At 46.7% G+C, this 17683-nt stretch carries 13 protein-coding genes and 3 tRNA genes; 11 read left to right on the forward strand and 5 right to left on the reverse strand.

Annotated features, from left to right (window positions below; genetic code table 11):
- Positions 1–31 precede the first annotated feature (31 nt).
- From ileS to P3T48_RS04460, 11 genes are all read left to right on the forward strand, one after another.
- Positions 32–3643 (forward strand): isoleucine--tRNA ligase, encoded by a 3612-nt coding sequence (gene ileS, locus P3T48_RS04410; RefSeq protein ID WP_276505791.1) that lies wholly within the window; start codon positions 32–34, stop codon positions 3641–3643.
- Between the two features lie 34 nt (positions 3644–3677).
- Positions 3678–4061, forward strand: a complete 384-nt coding sequence (locus tag P3T48_RS04415) for a TraR/DksA family transcriptional regulator (RefSeq protein ID WP_022251627.1) — start codon at positions 3678–3680, stop codon at positions 4059–4061.
- 172 nt (positions 4062–4233) lie between these two features.
- Positions 4234–4938 (forward strand): lipoprotein signal peptidase, encoded by a 705-nt coding sequence (locus tag P3T48_RS04420; RefSeq protein WP_276505792.1) that lies wholly within the window; start codon positions 4234–4236, stop codon positions 4936–4938.
- Complete coding sequence (locus P3T48_RS04425; protein ID WP_276505793.1) at positions 4935–5969, forward strand: DUF4296 domain-containing protein; 1035 nt, start codon at positions 4935–4937, stop codon at positions 5967–5969. Before P3T48_RS04420 ends, P3T48_RS04425 begins: the two co-directional genes overlap by 4 nt.
- 41 nt (positions 5970–6010) lie before the next feature.
- Entirely contained in the window at positions 6011–6226 is a 216-nt protein-coding gene (locus tag P3T48_RS04430) for a hypothetical protein (RefSeq protein WP_276505794.1), read from the forward strand.
- 79 nt (positions 6227–6305) lie between these two features.
- Positions 6306–7157 (forward strand): carboxylating nicotinate-nucleotide diphosphorylase, encoded by an 852-nt coding sequence (nadC, locus tag P3T48_RS04435; RefSeq protein WP_276505795.1) that lies wholly within the window; start codon positions 6306–6308, stop codon positions 7155–7157.
- A gap of 135 nt (positions 7158–7292) precedes the next feature.
- On the forward strand, positions 7293–8945 hold the full coding sequence (locus P3T48_RS04440; RefSeq protein ID WP_276505796.1) for a dipeptidase: 1653 nt from the start codon (positions 7293–7295) through the stop codon (positions 8943–8945).
- Positions 8946–9146: 201 nt separating this feature from the next.
- Positions 9147–10436 (forward strand): serpin family protein, encoded by a 1290-nt coding sequence (locus P3T48_RS04445; RefSeq protein WP_276505797.1) that lies wholly within the window; start codon positions 9147–9149, stop codon positions 10434–10436.
- Between the two features lie 108 nt (positions 10437–10544).
- Positions 10545–10632, forward strand: a tRNA-Ser gene (locus P3T48_RS04450).
- 27 nt (positions 10633–10659) lie between these two features.
- Positions 10660–10731 (forward strand) — tRNA-Glu (locus tag P3T48_RS04455).
- 61 nt (positions 10732–10792) lie between these two features.
- Positions 10793–10864, forward strand: a tRNA-Glu gene (locus P3T48_RS04460).
- Between the two features lie 48 nt (positions 10865–10912).
- Here the strand turns inward: P3T48_RS04460 and P3T48_RS04465 are convergent.
- From P3T48_RS04465 to P3T48_RS04485, 5 genes are all read right to left on the reverse strand, one after another.
- The gene (locus tag P3T48_RS04465) at positions 10913–12901 is read right to left on the reverse strand and encodes a fructose-1,6-bisphosphatase (protein ID WP_276505798.1); all 1989 of its coding nucleotides are present in this window, start codon (positions 12899–12901) and stop codon (positions 10913–10915) included.
- 228 nt (positions 12902–13129) lie between these two features.
- The gene (locus P3T48_RS04470) at positions 13130–13933 is read right to left on the reverse strand and encodes a hypothetical protein (RefSeq protein ID WP_276505799.1); all 804 of its coding nucleotides are present in this window, start codon (positions 13931–13933) and stop codon (positions 13130–13132) included.
- Between the two features lie 18 nt (positions 13934–13951).
- Positions 13952–14731, reverse strand: a complete 780-nt coding sequence (locus tag P3T48_RS04475) for a porin family protein (RefSeq protein WP_276505800.1) — start codon at positions 14729–14731, stop codon at positions 13952–13954.
- A 4-nt stretch (positions 14732–14735) separates the two neighbouring features.
- Positions 14736–15893, reverse strand: a complete 1158-nt coding sequence (locus P3T48_RS04480; RefSeq protein WP_276505801.1) for a PCMD domain-containing protein — start codon at positions 15891–15893, stop codon at positions 14736–14738.
- 180 nt (positions 15894–16073) lie between these two features.
- Positions 16074–17555, reverse strand: a complete 1482-nt coding sequence (locus P3T48_RS04485; protein WP_276505802.1) for a hypothetical protein — start codon at positions 17553–17555, stop codon at positions 16074–16076.
- Positions 17556–17683 lie beyond the last annotated feature (128 nt).

A 17683-nucleotide genomic window follows, 5' to 3' on the forward strand; every position in this document is an offset into this window, starting at 1 on the left:
AGAAAATAAACAATATAATATATAAGGTAATATGGCTAAGAAATTTGCCGAACACAATGGTCTCAACTTGACAAAGACCAACAATGACGTACTTGCAGAGTGGGAGAAGAATGATATCTTCCACAAGTCTATTGACGAGCGTGAAGGCTGCCCTCAGTTTATCTTCTTTGAGGGACCTCCATCTGCTAATGGCCACCCTGGTATTCACCACGTGCTGGCGCGTAGTATCAAGGATACGTTCAACAGATACAAGACGATGAAGGGATTCCAGGTTCACCGCAAGGCTGGATGGGATACTCACGGACTTCCTGTTGAGCTTGGTGTCGAGAAGGAACTCGGCATCACCAAGAAGGATATCGACAACAAGGCTTCTGAGAAGTATATCTCTACAGAGGACTATAACCATAAGTGTCGTGAGAATGTGATGAAGTTTACTGCCGAATGGCGTGAACTGACCGAGAAAATGGGTTACTTCGTGGATCTCGATCATCCTTACATCACTTACGATAACAAGTATATCGAGACACTTTGGTGGCTCCTCAAGCAGCTCTACAACAAGGGTCTGCTCTACAAGGGTTACACCATCCAGCCATACTCTCCAGGCGCAGGTACAGGTTTGAGTTCTCACGAGTTGAACCAGCCTGGTTGCTATCGCGATGTTAAGGACCTCACCACCACTGCTCAGTTCCTCATCAAGGATCCTAAGGCTGAGTGGACCAAGTGGGGCAAGCCATACTTCATCGCATGGACCACTACACCTTGGACTTTGCCATCAAACGTGGCTCTCTGTGTAGGTCCTAAGATCGACTATGTAGCTATCGAGACCTACAACCTCTACAATGGCGAGCCTATGACACTCGTGATGGCTGAGGCGCTGGTAGGTTCATATCTGAAGGCTGACCAGGAGTGCAAGGAGGGCAATCTCCTTCCATTCGACAAGGAGAAGAAGCAGTGCCCATGGCGTGTTATCGACCACATGAAGGGTACCGACCTCGAAGGCATGCACTATGAGCAGCTCCTGCCATGGGTAAAGCCATGCGAGAAGGTAGATGCTTTCGCTCCAGCTTTCGTTACAGAATATGCAGCAGCTCATCCTGAGAAAGTATTCGCTTCTGAGGATGGTCGCGATAAGTTCGTAGAGATGGATAGCGAGGCTTTCCGCGTGATCCTCGGCGACTACGTTACTACCGATGACGGTACAGGTATCGTTCACATCGCTCCTACATTTGGTGCTGATGATGCCAAGGTGGCTAAGGATGCCAACATCCCTGCGCTCTACCTTATTAATAAGAAAGGCGAGACCCGCCCTATGGTTGACCTCCAGGGTAAGTTCTATCTCATCGAAGACCTCGATGCCAACTTCGTAAGCGCTTGCGTCAACAAGGAGGCATACGCTCATCACGCAGGCGACTACGTGAAGAATGCCTACGATCCACAGTTTAATGTGGATGGTGTCTGGGATAAGAAGGCTTCTGATAAGGCTGAAGACCTGAATATCGTACTCTGCTACGAGTTGAAGCAGGAGGGCAAGGCATTCAAGAGCGAGAAGCACGTGCACAACTATCCTCACTGCTGGCGTACCGACAAGCCTATCCTCTACTACCCATTGGATAGCTGGTTTATCAAGGATACCGCCCGCAAGGAGCGCATGGTAGAACTCAACAAGACCATCAACTGGCAACCTGAGAGCACCGGTACCGGCCGTTTCGGCAACTGGCTCGAGAATCTGAACGACTGGAACCTTTCACGTTCCCGCTTCTGGGGTACTCCATTGCCTATCTGGCGTGATGAGAACCGTGGCGAGAAGTGCATCGGCAGCCTTGAGGAGCTCTATGCTGAAATCGAGAAGTCTGTGGCTGCCGGTATCATGCAGAGCAACCCATTGAAGGAGAATGGTTTCGTTCCTGGCGACTACAGTCAGGAGAACTATGATAAGATAGACCTCCACCGTCCATACGTTGACAAGATTGTATTGGTTAACGAGGAGGGCAAGCCAATGTATCGTGAGAGCGACCTCATCGATGTTTGGTTCGATTCTGGTTCAATGCCTTACGCCCAGCTACACTACCCATTCGAGGGAGAGATGGCCCGTGGCACAGAGGCTGACCGCGATGCACTCATCCACAGCACCTACGAGGGATATGCTATTCCTCCTAAGTTCTATCCTGCCGACTTCATCAACGAGGGCGTGGATCAGACCCGTGGATGGTTCTTCACCCTGCATGCCATCGCTACCATGGTATTCGACAGCGTAGCCTTCAAGAACGTCATCTCTTCTGGTCTCGTTCTCGATGCCAAGGGCAACAAGATGAGTAAGCACGTGGGCAACGTGACCAACCCATTCGAGATGATCGACAAGTATGGTGCCGACCCTGTTCGTTTCTATATGATGACCAACAGCGAGCCTTGGGACAACCTCAAGTTCGATCCTAATGGTGTGGACGAGACCCGTCGCAAGTTCTTCGGTACCTTATATAATACCTACAGCTTCTTCGCCCTCTATGCTAATGTAGATGGTTTCGATGCTGAGGCTGCTCAGGTGCCATTCGAGAAGCGCCCAGAGATTGACCGCTGGATTCTCTCTTCACTCAATACCCTCATCAAGGGCGTTGACAGAGAGTTGGCTGGTTACGATCCAACCCGTGCAGGACGTCTCATCGATGCTTTCGTCAACGATGACCTCTCCAACTGGTATGTTCGTCTGAACCGTAAACGTTTCTGGGGTAAGGAGATGAGCGAGGATAAGCTCAGCGCTTACCAGACTCTCTATACCTGTCTGATGACAGTGGCTAAGCTCTTGGCACCATTCGCTCCTTTCTATGCTGACGAGTTGTATCACGACTTGGGCGGCGAGTTGGAGAGTGTGCATCTCGACAAGTACCCTGTAGCCGATGAGGCTGCTATCGATGCCGACCTGGAGGAGCGTATGGCCATCGCCCAGAAGATTACTTCTATGGTATTGGCATTGCGCCGTAAGGTGAACATCAAGGTTCGTCAGCCACTGCAGCAGATCATGATTCCTGCCGTAGATGATGTACAGAAGGCACACATCGAGGCAGTAGCCGGACTGTTGAAAAACGAGGTGAACGTGAAGGAGGTTAACTTCATTGAGGGGCAGGGCATTCTCGTGAAGAAGGTGAAGTGTAACTTCAGAGTGATGGGTAAGAAGTTCGGCAAGCTGATGAAGGGTGTTGCAGCCCAGATGTCAGCGCTCGACCAGGACCAGATTGCAGCCTTCGAGAAGGCAGGCAACATCACACTGAACGTTGACGGACAGGAAGCCGTGGTAGAGGTAGCCGACGTGGAGATTATCTCAGAGGATATCCCAGGATGGCTCGTATCTAACGAGGGCAATCTGACCGTAGCGCTTGAGGTAGAGTTGGCCCCTGAATTGAAGAAGGAGGGTATGGCCCGTGAGCTGATCAACCGTATCCAGAACCTCCGCAAGGAGACAGGTCTTGAGATTACCGACCGCATCAAGGTGACTGTGGCTCCTAACGAGGAGACCAATGCTGCCATAGAGGCTTTCGGCGACTACATCAAGACACAGGTGTTGGCTGACTCTATCCTGATAGCAGAAAATAATGGATCAGAAACTGAGTTCGACGAGTTCAAGCTCAATATTCTGGTAGAGAAAAATTAATCATACATTTTTATTAACTTAATACTTAATATCTATGGCAAGCGAAAAGAAAAGATACAGTGATGAGGAGCTCGAGGAGTTCCGCGACATCATAAACGAGAAACTGAAAGTGGCACGAGCCAATTATGAGGAAATGATGGCACAGCTCAATCATTCAAACAGTAATGACATCATTGATACATCACCCACCTACAAGGCTTTGGAGGAGGGTAGTGAGGCTCAGAGCAAAGAGGAGATTATCCAGATGGCACAGCGCCAGCAGAAATTCATCTTGGGGTTGGAGGCCGCTCTCATTCGCATCAAGAACAAAACTTACGGTATAGACCGTGAGACAGGAGAGTTGATTCCTAAAGAGCGTCTCCGGGCTGTTCCGCATGCTACGTTGAGTGTCGCTTCTAAGCAAGCCAGAAAGCATTAACTCAACTTTCGCAAACAGGGAAGTAAAAAAAGTTAAAGGAGTTAGACAAATGCTTTAGAGCACTTGAAATAAAACATCAAGGCTATTGGCTATAACTTCTAACGATTGAAGGGAGTGATAACTTCTTTAACTTTTATAACTTCTGAACTTGCCAAAGTTCAATTATTAATAAATGAAGCAATGTAAAATTCATACAGGATGGCTCGTCACGGCAATGGTGGTGATATTGCTGGTTATTGACCAGATAATCAAGCTATATATCAAAACCCACTTTTACCTTGGTGAGTCTGTTCGTGTTACAGACTGGTTCTTTATAGATTTCGTGGAGAACAATGGTATGGCATGGGGCATGTCGTTTATCAACAAGCTCACGCTGAGTTTGGTTCGTACTGTTGCCATCATTGTCCTGCTGTGCTATCTGCGCAACATCATCAAGGCCGGAACCCATCGCCTGCTGTATATCTATATGGTGGCGCTGGTTACCACGGGTGCCATTGGCAATATGATAGACTCTATGTTCTATGGTCTCATATTCACTCCTTCCGAACCTTTCTATGTAGCCAAATTTGTACCTTTTGGTCAAGGTTACTCAGCATTTATGATGGGTAAGGTGGTCGATATGTTCCGTTTTCCTTTCTTCACCTTTACATGGCCTTCGTGGTTCCCGTTTTGTGGAGGAAGCGAGTTTACGTTCTTCGATCCGGTATTCAACTTTGCCGACGCTTGTGTCACGGTAGGTATCGTCTCTCTCTTGCTCTTCTGTCGTAAGGAGTTGGAGGCTTTAGGTAAGAAGGAGGAGGTTACGGACAAGAAGGAAGAAACTTCGGATAAGAATAAGGAGAATTTAGACACGAAGAATGAGGAGGAAAAGGCATGATGAAAATGAAGCAGACTCTGTGGGTATTGGCTCTCTTGATGTCGGCATGCTGTATGTCGCTTACGGGGTGTAAGCCCAGCCTGCCCGATGACGTATTGTCGCAGGGCAAGATGGAGGATATTCTTTATGACTATCATCTCGCCTTGGCCATGGTTCAGAATGAGGGTGGCGATGAGACGCAGCGCTTTATCTACAAGGATGCCGTGCTGCGAAAGCATGATGTGACATCGGCAGAGTTCGACTCTTCTATGGTTTACTACATGCGCCATACCGACAAGATGTACACCATCTACAAGAACCTTAGCGACCGGCTCAACGATGAGGCTGTGTCGTTGGGTGCAGATGCCAGCGACCAGAGCCGCTTTGGCGATTTGGCTTCTTCGGGCGACACTACCAACATCTGGCGTGGTGCGCAATCATTGGTGTTCATGACAGCCAAGCCACTCAACTATTATAATTTCGAGGTGAAGGCAGACACGTCTTTCCATAAGGGTGACTGTATCATGCTCGATTTTGAGTCGCATTTCATTTATCAGGATGGTATACGTGACGGACTGGCTGTTTTGGCGGTTCAGTTCAGTAACGACAGTATCGCCTCGCAGGTAGTTCATGTACAGAGTTCTCAGCATTACTCCATGCAGGTGGAGGATCGTGATACGCTTGGTATCAAGAGTGTCAAGGGATTCTTCTTGCTCAACAGTGGTGACTTCTCCAACGACTTCAGTTCGGCAACAACGCTCAAACTGATGTTTCTGGATCATATCCGCATGATCAAGATGCACAAGAAGCCAGTACAGCCCGTTAATGTATCATCGGGTAATGCCGACAGGTTTGACAAGGACAGTATGGGTAAGCCCGGCGTCAATACTCCGGCAGAAACTGTGAAACCGGCTGATGAGTCGGTTTCTTCAAAGACAGTTTCCCGCAAGGCCGACATGCCTCTGAAGCCAACTCCTGCTGTCAACAGAAAGCTTATCGCTCCTCGAGAACTAAAGAAAATAGAGAAGGTGGATGTCAAGGCTATCAAATAGGTAGCTGTTCAAATGTCAGCCAATCAAACGGAAGTGAGAGAATGAAGAGATATGCAGCTCATCAGATCGTCCTGGAAGATGGAACGGCCATAGAACAAGGAATCGTTGAGTTGTCCGACAGGGGTGTTGTGGCAAGGACTTTTCCCTTTTGGCACGAACAGCCCATGACAGAATGGCTTGGAGGCGTGATAGAAGTCAAGGCTGACGAAGCCGGACGCCTCAGAGCTTATCATCATGGACATCGATTGGGAGTATAGAGATTTCACTCCTTCACTCCTCTTATCCGGTAGTTCAATTATAAACAAAGAGTAATCAATAAAACTAAAACGATAGATTATGTTAAGCGTAGATCAGTTAGAAGACAAATTGATAGACTTGGCTTTCGCTGAGGATATTGGTGACGGTGACCATACCACTCTCTGCTGTATTCCAGAGGATGCTATGGGTAAGAGCCATCTGCTCATCAAGGAAGATGGCATCTTGGCAGGTGTGGAAGTAGCCAAGAAAGTGTTTGCACGTTTCGACCCAACCATGAAGGTGGAGGTGCTCATGCAGGACGGTACTCCTGTCAAGAAGGGTGATATCGCCATGGTGGTAGAGGGAAAAATCCGTTCTTTGCTTCAGACAGAGCGACTGATGCTCAACATCATGCAGCGCATGAGTGGTATTGCTACTATGACAGCCAAGTATGTGAAGCGTCTGGAGGGAACAAAGACACATGTTCTCGATACCCGTAAGACCACACCAGGTTTGCGTATGCTTGAGAAGCAGGCTGTGAAGATAGGTGGAGGAATGAATCATCGTATCGGTCTCTTCGATATGATACTTCTCAAGGATAATCATGTCGATTTCGCTGGTGGTATCGACAACGCTATCGACCGTTGTCATGCTTACTTGAAGGAGAAGGGACTCAACCTGAAGATAGAGATTGAGGTTCGCAGCTTCGACGAACTCGACCAGGTGTTGAAGCACGGTGGTGTCAACCGTATCATGCTCGACAACTTCTCTGTGCCTGATACCAAGAAGGCAGTGGACATCATCGCCGGCAAGTACGAGACGGAGTCATCAGGCGGCATTACTTACGACACCATCCGCGACTATGCCGAGCAGGGAGTTGACTTTATCTCTGTGGGTGCGCTTACCCATAGCGTGAAGGGATTGGACATGAGTTTCAAGGCCTGCGAGTAAGTAATTGAAGATTTAGAGTGAAGAAGAACGAAGAGGGAGGACTCTTTATGCTTTTCTTTTTGTTCTATAGTACAATATTCTTGAGGAGTTGGGAGTTTTTCCTAACTCCTTATATATATAATAAGGTGTAATTTTATGAATAAAATTTTTGCTTCGGCCTTGATGGCTGCAGCTTTGGTGGGCGGTGTCTCAGAGGCAGATGCCTGCACCAATTTCATTGTGGGCAAGAAGGCATCTGCAGATGGTTCTGTGCTCTGTTCTTACAGTGCTGACGATTATGGTATGTTCCAGAGCCTTTGTCATTATCCAGCTGCCAAGCATGCCAAGGGAACCATGCGCAAGGTGTACGACTGGGATACCAACAAGTATCATGGCGAAATACCAGAGGCGCCAGAGACCTATAATGTAATAGGTAATATCAATGAGTGGCAGGTTACCATTGGCGAGACTACCTATGGCGGTCGCGAGGAGATGGTCGACTCTACAGGTGTTCTCGATTATGGATCGCTTATCTATATTGCCTTGCAGCGTTCCAAGACAGCCCGCGAGGCTATCAAGGTGATGACTACATTGGCCAATACCTATGGTTACAACTCAGAGGGTGAGACCTTCACTATCTGCGATCCCAACGAAGCTTGGATCATGGAGATGATGGGCAAGGGAGCCGGCAGTAAGGGAGTAGTATGGGTGGCTCAGCGTATTCCTGATGATGCCATCTGTGCTCATGCCAACCAGAGTCGTATCGGTAAGTTCAACATGAAGGATAAGCATAATGTGATGTATGCCAAGGATGTGGTGGATTTTGCACGCAGCAAGGGCTGGTATAAAGGCAAGGATGCCGACTTCTCTTGGAAGATGGCTTATGCCAAGCCCGATTTCTCGGGTCGTCGCTTCTGTGATGCGCGTGCCTGGGCTTTCTTCAATCATTTCAAGGACATGAGCCGTTACCTGCCTTGGGCGCTTGGCAAGAATCCTCAGGCAGAGGACATGCCTCTCTGGATAGTACCCGACCGCAAGGTGAGTGTACAGGATATGGAGGCTTGCATGCGCGATCATTATGAGGGCACTCCGCTTTCGGTAGCCGATGGTGACGACTTGGGTGGCGGTATCTGGCAGATGCCTTATCGTCCTACACCACTTTCATTCAAGGTGGATGGCAAGCAGTGCTTCAACGAGCGTCCTACAAGCACACAGCAGAGTGGCTTCGTCTATGTAAGTCAGATGCGCTCTTGGTTGCCTCGCGAGATTGGCGGTGTGCTCTGGTTTGGCAACGATGATGCCAACATGGTGGCTTTCACACCTGTTTATTGCAGCTCTACCATTCAGCCAGAGTGCTACAACACACCTGGTGCCGACGCTGTTACCTTCAGTGACAAGAACGCCTATTGGGTTTGCAATATGACAAGCAATATGGTTTATCCTCGTTACAGCCAGCTGTTCCCTTCATTGAAGGAGGTGCGCGACAGTCTTGACAATAGTTATTTTGCCGCCCAGAAAGAGGTGGAGGCAAAGGCACAGGAACTCTATGCGCAGAATCCTCAGCAGGCAGTCAAGTATCTCAACGATTATGGCATCGAGAAGGCTCAGCAGATGCTGACACGTTGGAAGCAGCTCTTCCAATTCATGGTGGTGAAATACAACGACATGATCATCAAGCCTACCGACAAGGATGGTAACTTCGTACGTACCAAGGAGGGACTGGGTGCTCGTCCTGTACGCCCTGGCTATCCTGAGAAATATGCCAAGGAGCTCATCAAGCAGACTGGAGATAAGTTTGTTGAAAAGTAAAAAAGTAAAAAGGTAAAAAAGTAAAAAGGTAAAAAAGTGCCTTGCTGCCTTTTAAAGGTAAAAAAAAAGGTAAAAGAGTAGGAGGGTGGTGCTCATTCTTCTACTCTTTTTTGTTAATGTCGGTTAAAAGCCACGGGTGGCGTGCAATGATTTTGTCATAGTGGTGTTTAATCAGGTAAAAACAACAAATAAGAGATTATAATGATGAACAAGAAAATGACAACAGTGGCTCTCGCAGCTATGGCAATGGCGCTGACCACATCTTGCAGCACAAGCAAGAAAGCACAAAACCAGGTGCATGAAGGCACCACCAGTTTGGAAGCTTCTAAAGGTAACGCGGAGAATATGGATCCGGAATATCTCGTTCTTTCTGATGCTCAGGAGGCATTCGTCAAGAAGAACAATCAGTTTGCACTCAATTTCTTCTCGCAGGTGGCTGGTTTCGACTCCAAGGTCATCTCGCCGCTGAGTCTCACCTACCTCATGGGCATGCTTGCCAATGGTGCCGACGGACAGACACAGCAGGAGATACTGAAGGCTTTGGGATGTGAGGGTGATATGACTCTCGACGAGTTGAACGCTTTCAGTCGCAGCATGATGCAGTATGCTGCTAAGGCTGACCCTTCTACCACAGTCAATATTGCCAACTATATCGCGCTCAACAAGCATTATGTTTTGAAGAATGAGTTCGCCAAGACGGTGTCTGCCAACTATCAGGCAGGCATAGAGTCGCTTGACTTCAGTAGTAGCAAGACTACAGCCCATATCAACGACTGGTGTAAGAAGCATACCGACGGCATGATTCCTACTATTATCGATCAGGTGGACGCCAATGCCATCTCGTACATCATGAACGCCATCTACTTTAATGGCAGCTGGGAGAAGAAGTTCAAGAAGAGCGAAACCAAGCTGGAGAACTTCAGGGGCTATACTCGCGACATCAAGCGCGTGAACATGATGCACCGTGCGGGCAAGTATTTCTTTGCCGACAATCAACTGTTCTCGGCCATCAACCTTCCTTATGGCAATGGAGCCTATGCGATGACCGTCTTGCTGCCACATGAGGGCAAGTCTATCGACGAGATGATGAAATCGCTTGATGCAGAGAAACTGGCTGCTGTCAGCGGACAGATGGAAGAGTGTGTGGTAGACCTTAAGTTGCCACGTTTCACCACCGAACTGGAACTCCCGCTCAATGAGATCGTCAGCAACTTGGGTGCTCCAAGCATGTTTGATTCTGGTAAGGCCAACTTCAGTAAGTTTGCCGAGGGCAATGTCTTTGTATCCAAGATGCTCCAGAAGGCAAAGATTGAGGTGAGCGAAGAGGGAACCAAGGCTGCAGCCGTAACTGCTGCCACCGTCATGATGACTTCCTTGCAGCCCGAACCACGTAGAGTAGTGTTCCATGCTGACCATCCTTTCGTCTATATGATAACCGATGTTCGCAGCGGCTCTATCTACTTCATAGGCCAGTTTACAGGCGAAAATTAGAATATTTGAAAAATAATTGCCGAAAAATTTGGTGGAATGAAATAAAAGCGTTACCTTTGCACTCGCATTTGAGAAATGATGCTTGAGTTCGGTTAACGAGTCCGACAAGGAAGGTTGGGTGAGTGGCTGAAACCACCAGTTTGCTAAACTGACGTGCGGGTTTACCGTACCGGGGGTTCGAATCCCCCACCTTCCGCAAGCTGATTTTCGTGAGTGCAATTTTGGTCGATTCATCTAATGGTTAGGATACAAGATTCTCAATCTTGGCATAGGGGTTCGATTCCCCTATCGACTACAGTGTTTTTCATGGTATTCGCCTACATCAGTCGTGAGACCCGTGCAGGCTTTTTTATTGAGGTCGATTCATCTAATGGTTAGGATACAAGATTCTCAATCTTGGCATAGGGGTTCGATTCCCCTATCGACTACATAACAACAATCCGCTGCAAATCGATGATTTGCAGCGGATTTCTTTATTATTTCTTTCTTTCCGATTCTTTCACGAAGCCATGTCTATAGGCATACAGCAGTTCTTCCAGATCGGCAATTTGCTTGCGCAACTCCCTGCCTATGTCGGTATCTGCCACGAGCATGCGTCGGTTCGACATTTCCACAATCTGTGTGGTGCTCTTGATGTCGGTGCCTCGCAGGATGGCATCCTCTGTACTGGTGAAGGGTTCGTGCTGTACCAACTGGAAACCGCGGGAGTGATAAACCAAGGTGTAGCCGGCAATACCCGTCTCGTTGTGGTATGCTTTCGAGAAACCTCCGTCTATCACCATCAGCTTGCCATTGGCTTTGATGGGATTCTCGCCCTTGGTGGTGCGTACGGGCACGTGTCCGTTGATGATATGGCGGTTAGGACCAGTCACTCCAAAGGCATCCATGATATGGTCGATGACTTGCTCGTCGTCACGCAAGAGGAAGTAATAGCCTTTCTCCTCCTTATGGGTTTCTTTGTCGTTGATGAAGTAGCGCTCAAAGGTAGCCATCTTGCTCTTGTCGAAGAGAGGACTGTCAGGACCGCACCATAGGTAGATGAAGTAGTCGATGGCGTATTCGCGCTCTTTAGGGTCGGAGTCAGCCTGAAAGGCTGTGCGTATCTGCATGCCAGTCTGGTGCATGAGGTCGCGGCCTGCGAACTTCTTGCCAGGGAATATCTCTACCTCTTTCAGCGAACCGTCCTCATTGAGTGGGCACGATGCGTGGAAGAGCAGGTTGTCGTTGATGATGGTGTACATGCAGCCGTGCTGCAGCATTACCTTGATGTGCTTGTGCAGTTTTTCGCATACCATGAACGAGTGGTGCAACTTTGCCATCAGCAACTCTTCTTCTGACGAGAGTTCGTAGGGAGAGGCGGGGTTGATGGTAGGGAAGTGGCACGATGTCATGGGGTAGATCTTACCGTCTATCTCTATTTCCTTTTTCTCATAGTTGATGTGTTCGAAGAGTCGGCGCTTGTCCATCTTCCATTCGGGATGCTTTGCGATGAGTTGTCCCTCTATCTTAAACTGGATGATGGCAATGGCTTTGTGCATCTGGGATGTCAGGCGCTTGGTCTTCTCGTCTATGGCAGCTGCGCCACCACTCATCTTGGGCATAAATTCTGCACATTCATCATCCTTGTAGGCCTCCATGGCAAAAGTAGCCAGGGGGATAAGGTTGATGCCGTAGCCTTCTTCCAAGGTGGAGAGGTTGGCATAGCGCAGGCTCAGACGGATCACATTGCAAATGCAGGCATCATTACCTGCGGCAGCTCCCATCCAGAGTACATCGTGGTTGCCCCATTGTATATCCCAACTGTGATAGTGGCGCATCTTGTCGAGGATGATGTGGGCTCCAGGTCCACGGTCGTAGATATCGCCCAGGATGTGCAGCTGGTCTATGGCAAGCCGCTGTATCACATTGGCTATGGCGATGATGAAGTCGTCGGCACGTCCTGTCGATATGATGGTGTCGACGATGACGTTGACATAAGCTGTCTTGTCGTGGTCTTCGGTATGTTCGTGCAGGAGTTCCTGTATGATGTAAGAGAAGTCGCAGGGTAGCGACTTTCTCACCTTCGAGCGGGTGTATTTGCTCGACACATCACGACATACTGCCACCAACTGGTGCAGTGTGATGTGGTACCAGTCGTTGATGTCTGATTCGTTTTGCTTTACCAGTTCCAGTTTCTGCTCTGGGTAGTAGATGAGTGTGCAGAGTTCGCGTTTTTCAGCTTCGCGCAAGGTGTTGCCGAAGAGCTCGTTCACCTTTCGCTTGATGTTTCCCGATGCGTTTTTCAGTACATGTAGGAAAGCCTCGTATTCGCCGTGGATATCAGCCAGGAAGTGTTCTGTGCCTTTAGGAAGGTTGAGAATGGCTTGCAGGTTGATAATCTCTGTGCTGGCTTCTGCCACTGTCGGGAACGATTGTGCCAATAGTTGCAGATAACGCATATCTTTGTTTATGTCGTAATGTTTCATTCGCTGATAAAGTTTAGTTCTACATATCTTTTGCAAAGTTAGCTTAAAATTCAGACTTTACAAAGTTTTTACTGAAAAAAGTGTTTCTGACAATAGTTATGTAACTGAATTTTCGCAAGTTCTAAACTTGCTAAAGATCAAATCAGATTGATATATACAACAAACGGGAGACAAACGAAACCTGTTCGTTTGTCTCCCGCTATATTTATTTGAGAGTAGGGGATGTGATTACTGCATCAGTTCCAAGCCTGCCTCAAATTTTGTAGTCTTGTTCATAACGTCCTTTGCTGAATTTACAATAGCCTTGATCATTATAACAGTACTATTTGTTTCAGCATCAGTGTTGCCGAGGCGATCCAACATAGCCTTGAGTGTCTGGTTGTCTAACAAAGAAGTGGCGAATGTCTTATCAACGAAGAAGTATGCCTTGGTGTTGTTAGCACTCCAACGAATATTGACAGGAATACCGTCTTTGAATATTTTGAGTACTTCAGTGAGGGCTGCTTTCTCGTCAGCCTCCATACCTTCTGTTACCTTGGCTGTATTGAGGAAAACAAGAATCTTGTTGTTGTTTACCTTCTTGTAGGTAGCATAGTCTGATGCGGTCTTCCAACCATTGTTAGCAGTAGAAGTGGTTGCTGCATCCTTGTACACTGCTACAATCTGGCCATTAGACTTGAACTCTACGCTTTTGAGAACTGATGGCAAATTTGCGTTGCCCATATTCTCGGCAAGTTGCTTAATGGTGGCAACAGGAAGTTGCATTTTATTTTCGCCTTCACCCCACTCGAGGCTTGTTCCTTCAGGGCAATCCCAAGTTACCTGGACTGAGCCTGTGTATTTTACGGCATCGTCAGGGTTAGTGGTTACATTGCCTGACTCGTCATACATTACTGTAGGCTCAAGGCTCCATACGTGTTCCAACTCGGTGAAGCCACCATTTTCGCCATCACCATTGTCATCACTGCCACACGCTGTGAAACTTATTGTGCAGAGTGCTGCCAATAAGAAATAGAATAGATTTTTCTTCATTTTCTTCTAAGTTTAAAATTATTTTAATTGATAAATAATGCCTATAGTTCCGTAGATGGGGTAGAGAGGTTGTTCGATAACATCAAAGTCTTTTTTGAATATCTCCGAGAGACCCCATGTCAGTCCTACCGAAGCTCCCCATCGTTTGGTGATATACCAGTCGGCACCTGCATCGATACCAAACTGCCAGTTACGCATGTCTGTAGAGAAATCATAGTCACCACGCGAACCGTCGCCATTGCCAAGTTCTACTTTCTGTCCTGTTGGGTCGTCTTTAGGATGTCCATCCTCTCTTACACGGATGTAACCATTGTAGGCGTAACCGCTGAACTTGTGTGAGGTGACATACGAGAAGTAAGGACCTAACTTGACACGTACCTTTTTGCTGATATCGTAGGTGGCTTGTACGGGGATCGTAGCAAGACTTTGGTCTACTTTGGTTACTACACTTCCGGTAAACATACCTTCCAACTCCTCGTTGCCACGTGTTATCTTCATGTGGTAGTTCTTGACGGTAGCATCTGTTTTCATGCCTTTGTTCTCGAAATGAAGTCCAAACATGATTCCCCATTTGTCGGTAAAGGGATGATGGGCGTCTACACCAAGCGTGAAGTTGGGACGGATGCTGTAGCTGTCGAGTGAACGGATAGAAGCGGGCATGCCAACTGGTGCTGTTCCGCCCAGATTATAACCAAATCTGGCATAATAGTTATAGTTGTGCAACAGTTTGATAGCATTCCATGCATGGCTGTTTATGACAACCAGCAGGAAAAGAAATGATAATGTATATTTTTTCATTTGATTAGTTGGCATCTTCACATTTTACAATAATTTTGTCTACCCATAGTGTACTGCCTATTGCTCCTTGGAAAATGGCTCCGTCCACACTTGATGAGCATACAACGGCCAGACTATAACCGCCATTGGTAAGCTTCTCGGCATCTATATTTTTCTTGTAGTTGAATGGGATATTGAAGTATGTCCATTCTTCTGTCTTTCCGATGTTTGGCAAGATGGCAATGGCTACAATTTGTGGACTCGTCTGCACGTCATCACCATGCAGGACGACTGCCTTTCCATTCTTGTCGTGATTGTCGTATAAAACAGCATAGATGGTTCCTTCATCAATACGGTCTTTTATTTCCTTCATGCTGCGGTTGGTGAACTTTTCTCCAGGAAGATATTTGTAATAACCGCTAAAGTAGATGGGCTTGGTCTTAAAACTGAATGGCAAACCAAAGTGTGTGGCCTTCATTGCATCCTTAAGTGCATTGGAGGCATCGAATGTTCCTATGAAAAGGTTGCCTGCTGCTATTGGCATTTTTACCATGTCGGCAAGCGAACTGGTGCGACGGGTTGTCAACTTGACACAGTTCTTATGTTCTTCACCGTCTGAGGTAGGTACTGTTGGGTACTCGTCCCAATTAGCGCTGCCGTTGCTTATCTTAAAGCCAGGATTTCCTGTTGCCCAGTTGCGGAGTTCCTTTCCGTCTACCTTATCGTACCAAACGAAGTATTTGCTGTCATTGCTCAACTTGTAGTTGGAGAAATCGCATACTTTTGCTCCTTCTATTTCTTGCAACACGTCAAAATATACCTTGTAAGTACGGCTCCATTTTCCGTTTTCAGAAGTTACCGTGTACTCTACAGGATTGGAAGGGTCTGAAAAATCGTGTACACTGCCATTCTCTGGAGAGATGGTTGCTCCTTCGGTCAATTTGAATTGAGGAGCTATAGCTGTCAGGTCGGCACTGGAGCGCACGGTAAAGTGAATCTCTTTGTCGTCTGATGGTACATCTACTTGTGCATCAGAGGCATAGAAAAACATGGTTTTATAATCATCTGTGGTGATGTAAGCCTGTTCTATATCGCACTCAGCATTCTCGGGCTCATCTTTGAAACAAGAAGTAAGCGATATGCTGAGTAGCATGGAGGCTACTGCTAATTTGATTAATCTCATATAAATTAAACTTGTAATATATCGCGTGCAAAGTTACGATAAAAAAAGCTACTAACCAAATGTTTTCTAAAAATTTCTCAAAAATGAGGACTATAGATGAAAGTAAGTTTATTTATGCCTATATCGAACAAGGGATGCAAAGCTAATTGCATCCCTTGCTTCTCAAACGTATATGGTGTCTTATTTGTTGATGTACTTCTTACCATTCTTAATGATAATGCCCTTGTAGCTGTTGGAAACTTGCTGTCCTGCAAGATTGTACAGGGTAGATGATGTAGCGTTGCTGTCGCTTTTGATGTTGAAGATACCTGTAGCAGTCTTATCTGTGATGGCAACCTCGAAACAGTTGGATTTCTGCAAATCGTTAGAGGTAATGGTTATATACAGGGTTGACTTTCCTGTTTCGCTTTCGTTGGTTTTCAGAACCTTGCTGATGTATGCTCCCTCACCGTCTGAGGCGATGCTGAAGTCTGCTTCGTTTGCCTTACCCTCAATCTCGATAGCAGTTTTGTTGTCTGTAAACGAGAGGTTGGTATTCTTATACTGGGCTGATTTCAGACCTGAGTTGTATATCATTGCGATATCGTCTACATAGATAACATCCAGATTTTTCTTATCAGAACTTGCCTTACCTGCTTCTGCGTTGGTAGAAATCGTTACGAGCACACCCTTAGGGGTATTTTTGTTTGCGTATTCAAATGGGATGTTGAGTTCCTGCCATGCAAAATTATTGCTCTTAATCTGCGCGTTTGCTGCTCGTGCAATGACATTTTTCTTGTAATCATCTTTTTCTGGATCTTGTACTTTGTCATTTGCAAGAATTGCCTTCACAGTGGCGTTAGGGTAGTCTTTGACATTGCCTTTGAACTTCACCCATACCGTCATGGCATCTGGCTTGGTGGTGAAAATGGGGTAGAAGGGATCTCCATTGCCATCTTTGTCTGTTGCAGCAAAGTCCATCGTTGAGTTGTTGGCAGTATTGTTGGCTGTGGTGCTACCTGCATATAGGCGACCTGTCGTCATGGTTCCGTTGGCTGGTTGTTTGATAAAACCTAAAACACTTAATATGTCTGATTGTACCTTCACGCAATTAGTACCAGAATGCTTTTCTTTAGACTCTATAAAGGTATTGTTAGCTTTGCCAGCAGTACCACTTAGACTGCCTGTACAAGTCTTGAAAGAGTGCCATCCGTTAGGTTCTTTTGTACCTGACGCATCATGAAAGTTCTCGAACCCAGCATTTGGCAACTGTCCTAACTCGTCTGCTTTATCACCAATCATGGCGATATAGTTGTTGCCATTGATTGTCAAATTGAGAATGCCGCGGAATTTGCTGTTGCGTACCTCACCACGGAAGTTGGCAGCAACCTTTTCTCCTCCAATAGTGATATATTGTGGCTCTGAGGTGGCATAGACCATGGTGCCATCGCTATAGCCATTAATAACCTGAAGATTGGTAAGTTCTACATTGCCGAGGTCAGTGTTGTCGTATTTCAACCCATTGATAGAAAATGTATTTCCATTAATAAAGACAGTAGTATTACTCTTCTCAATGTTAGTACTGATGTTGGATTTGATGGCCATAGAACAATCTTTAAAATCTGTGGCCATGATGCTAAGAGATGATAGCATCAGTGAAACTATTGTATATAACTTTTTCATATTCTAAAATTGTATTTCTCTCAAATTTATGTTCCAAATTTTTCGCCTGCAAAGTTACGACAAAAACTGAGATTGTGCAAATGTTTTTCAAGAAAAAGATGCATTTGGAGTAAAAAGATCCATAAAAT

It is taken from the genome of Segatella intestinalis (assembly GCF_029348455.1).
Lineage (GTDB): Bacteria > Bacteroidota > Bacteroidia > Bacteroidales > Bacteroidaceae > Prevotella.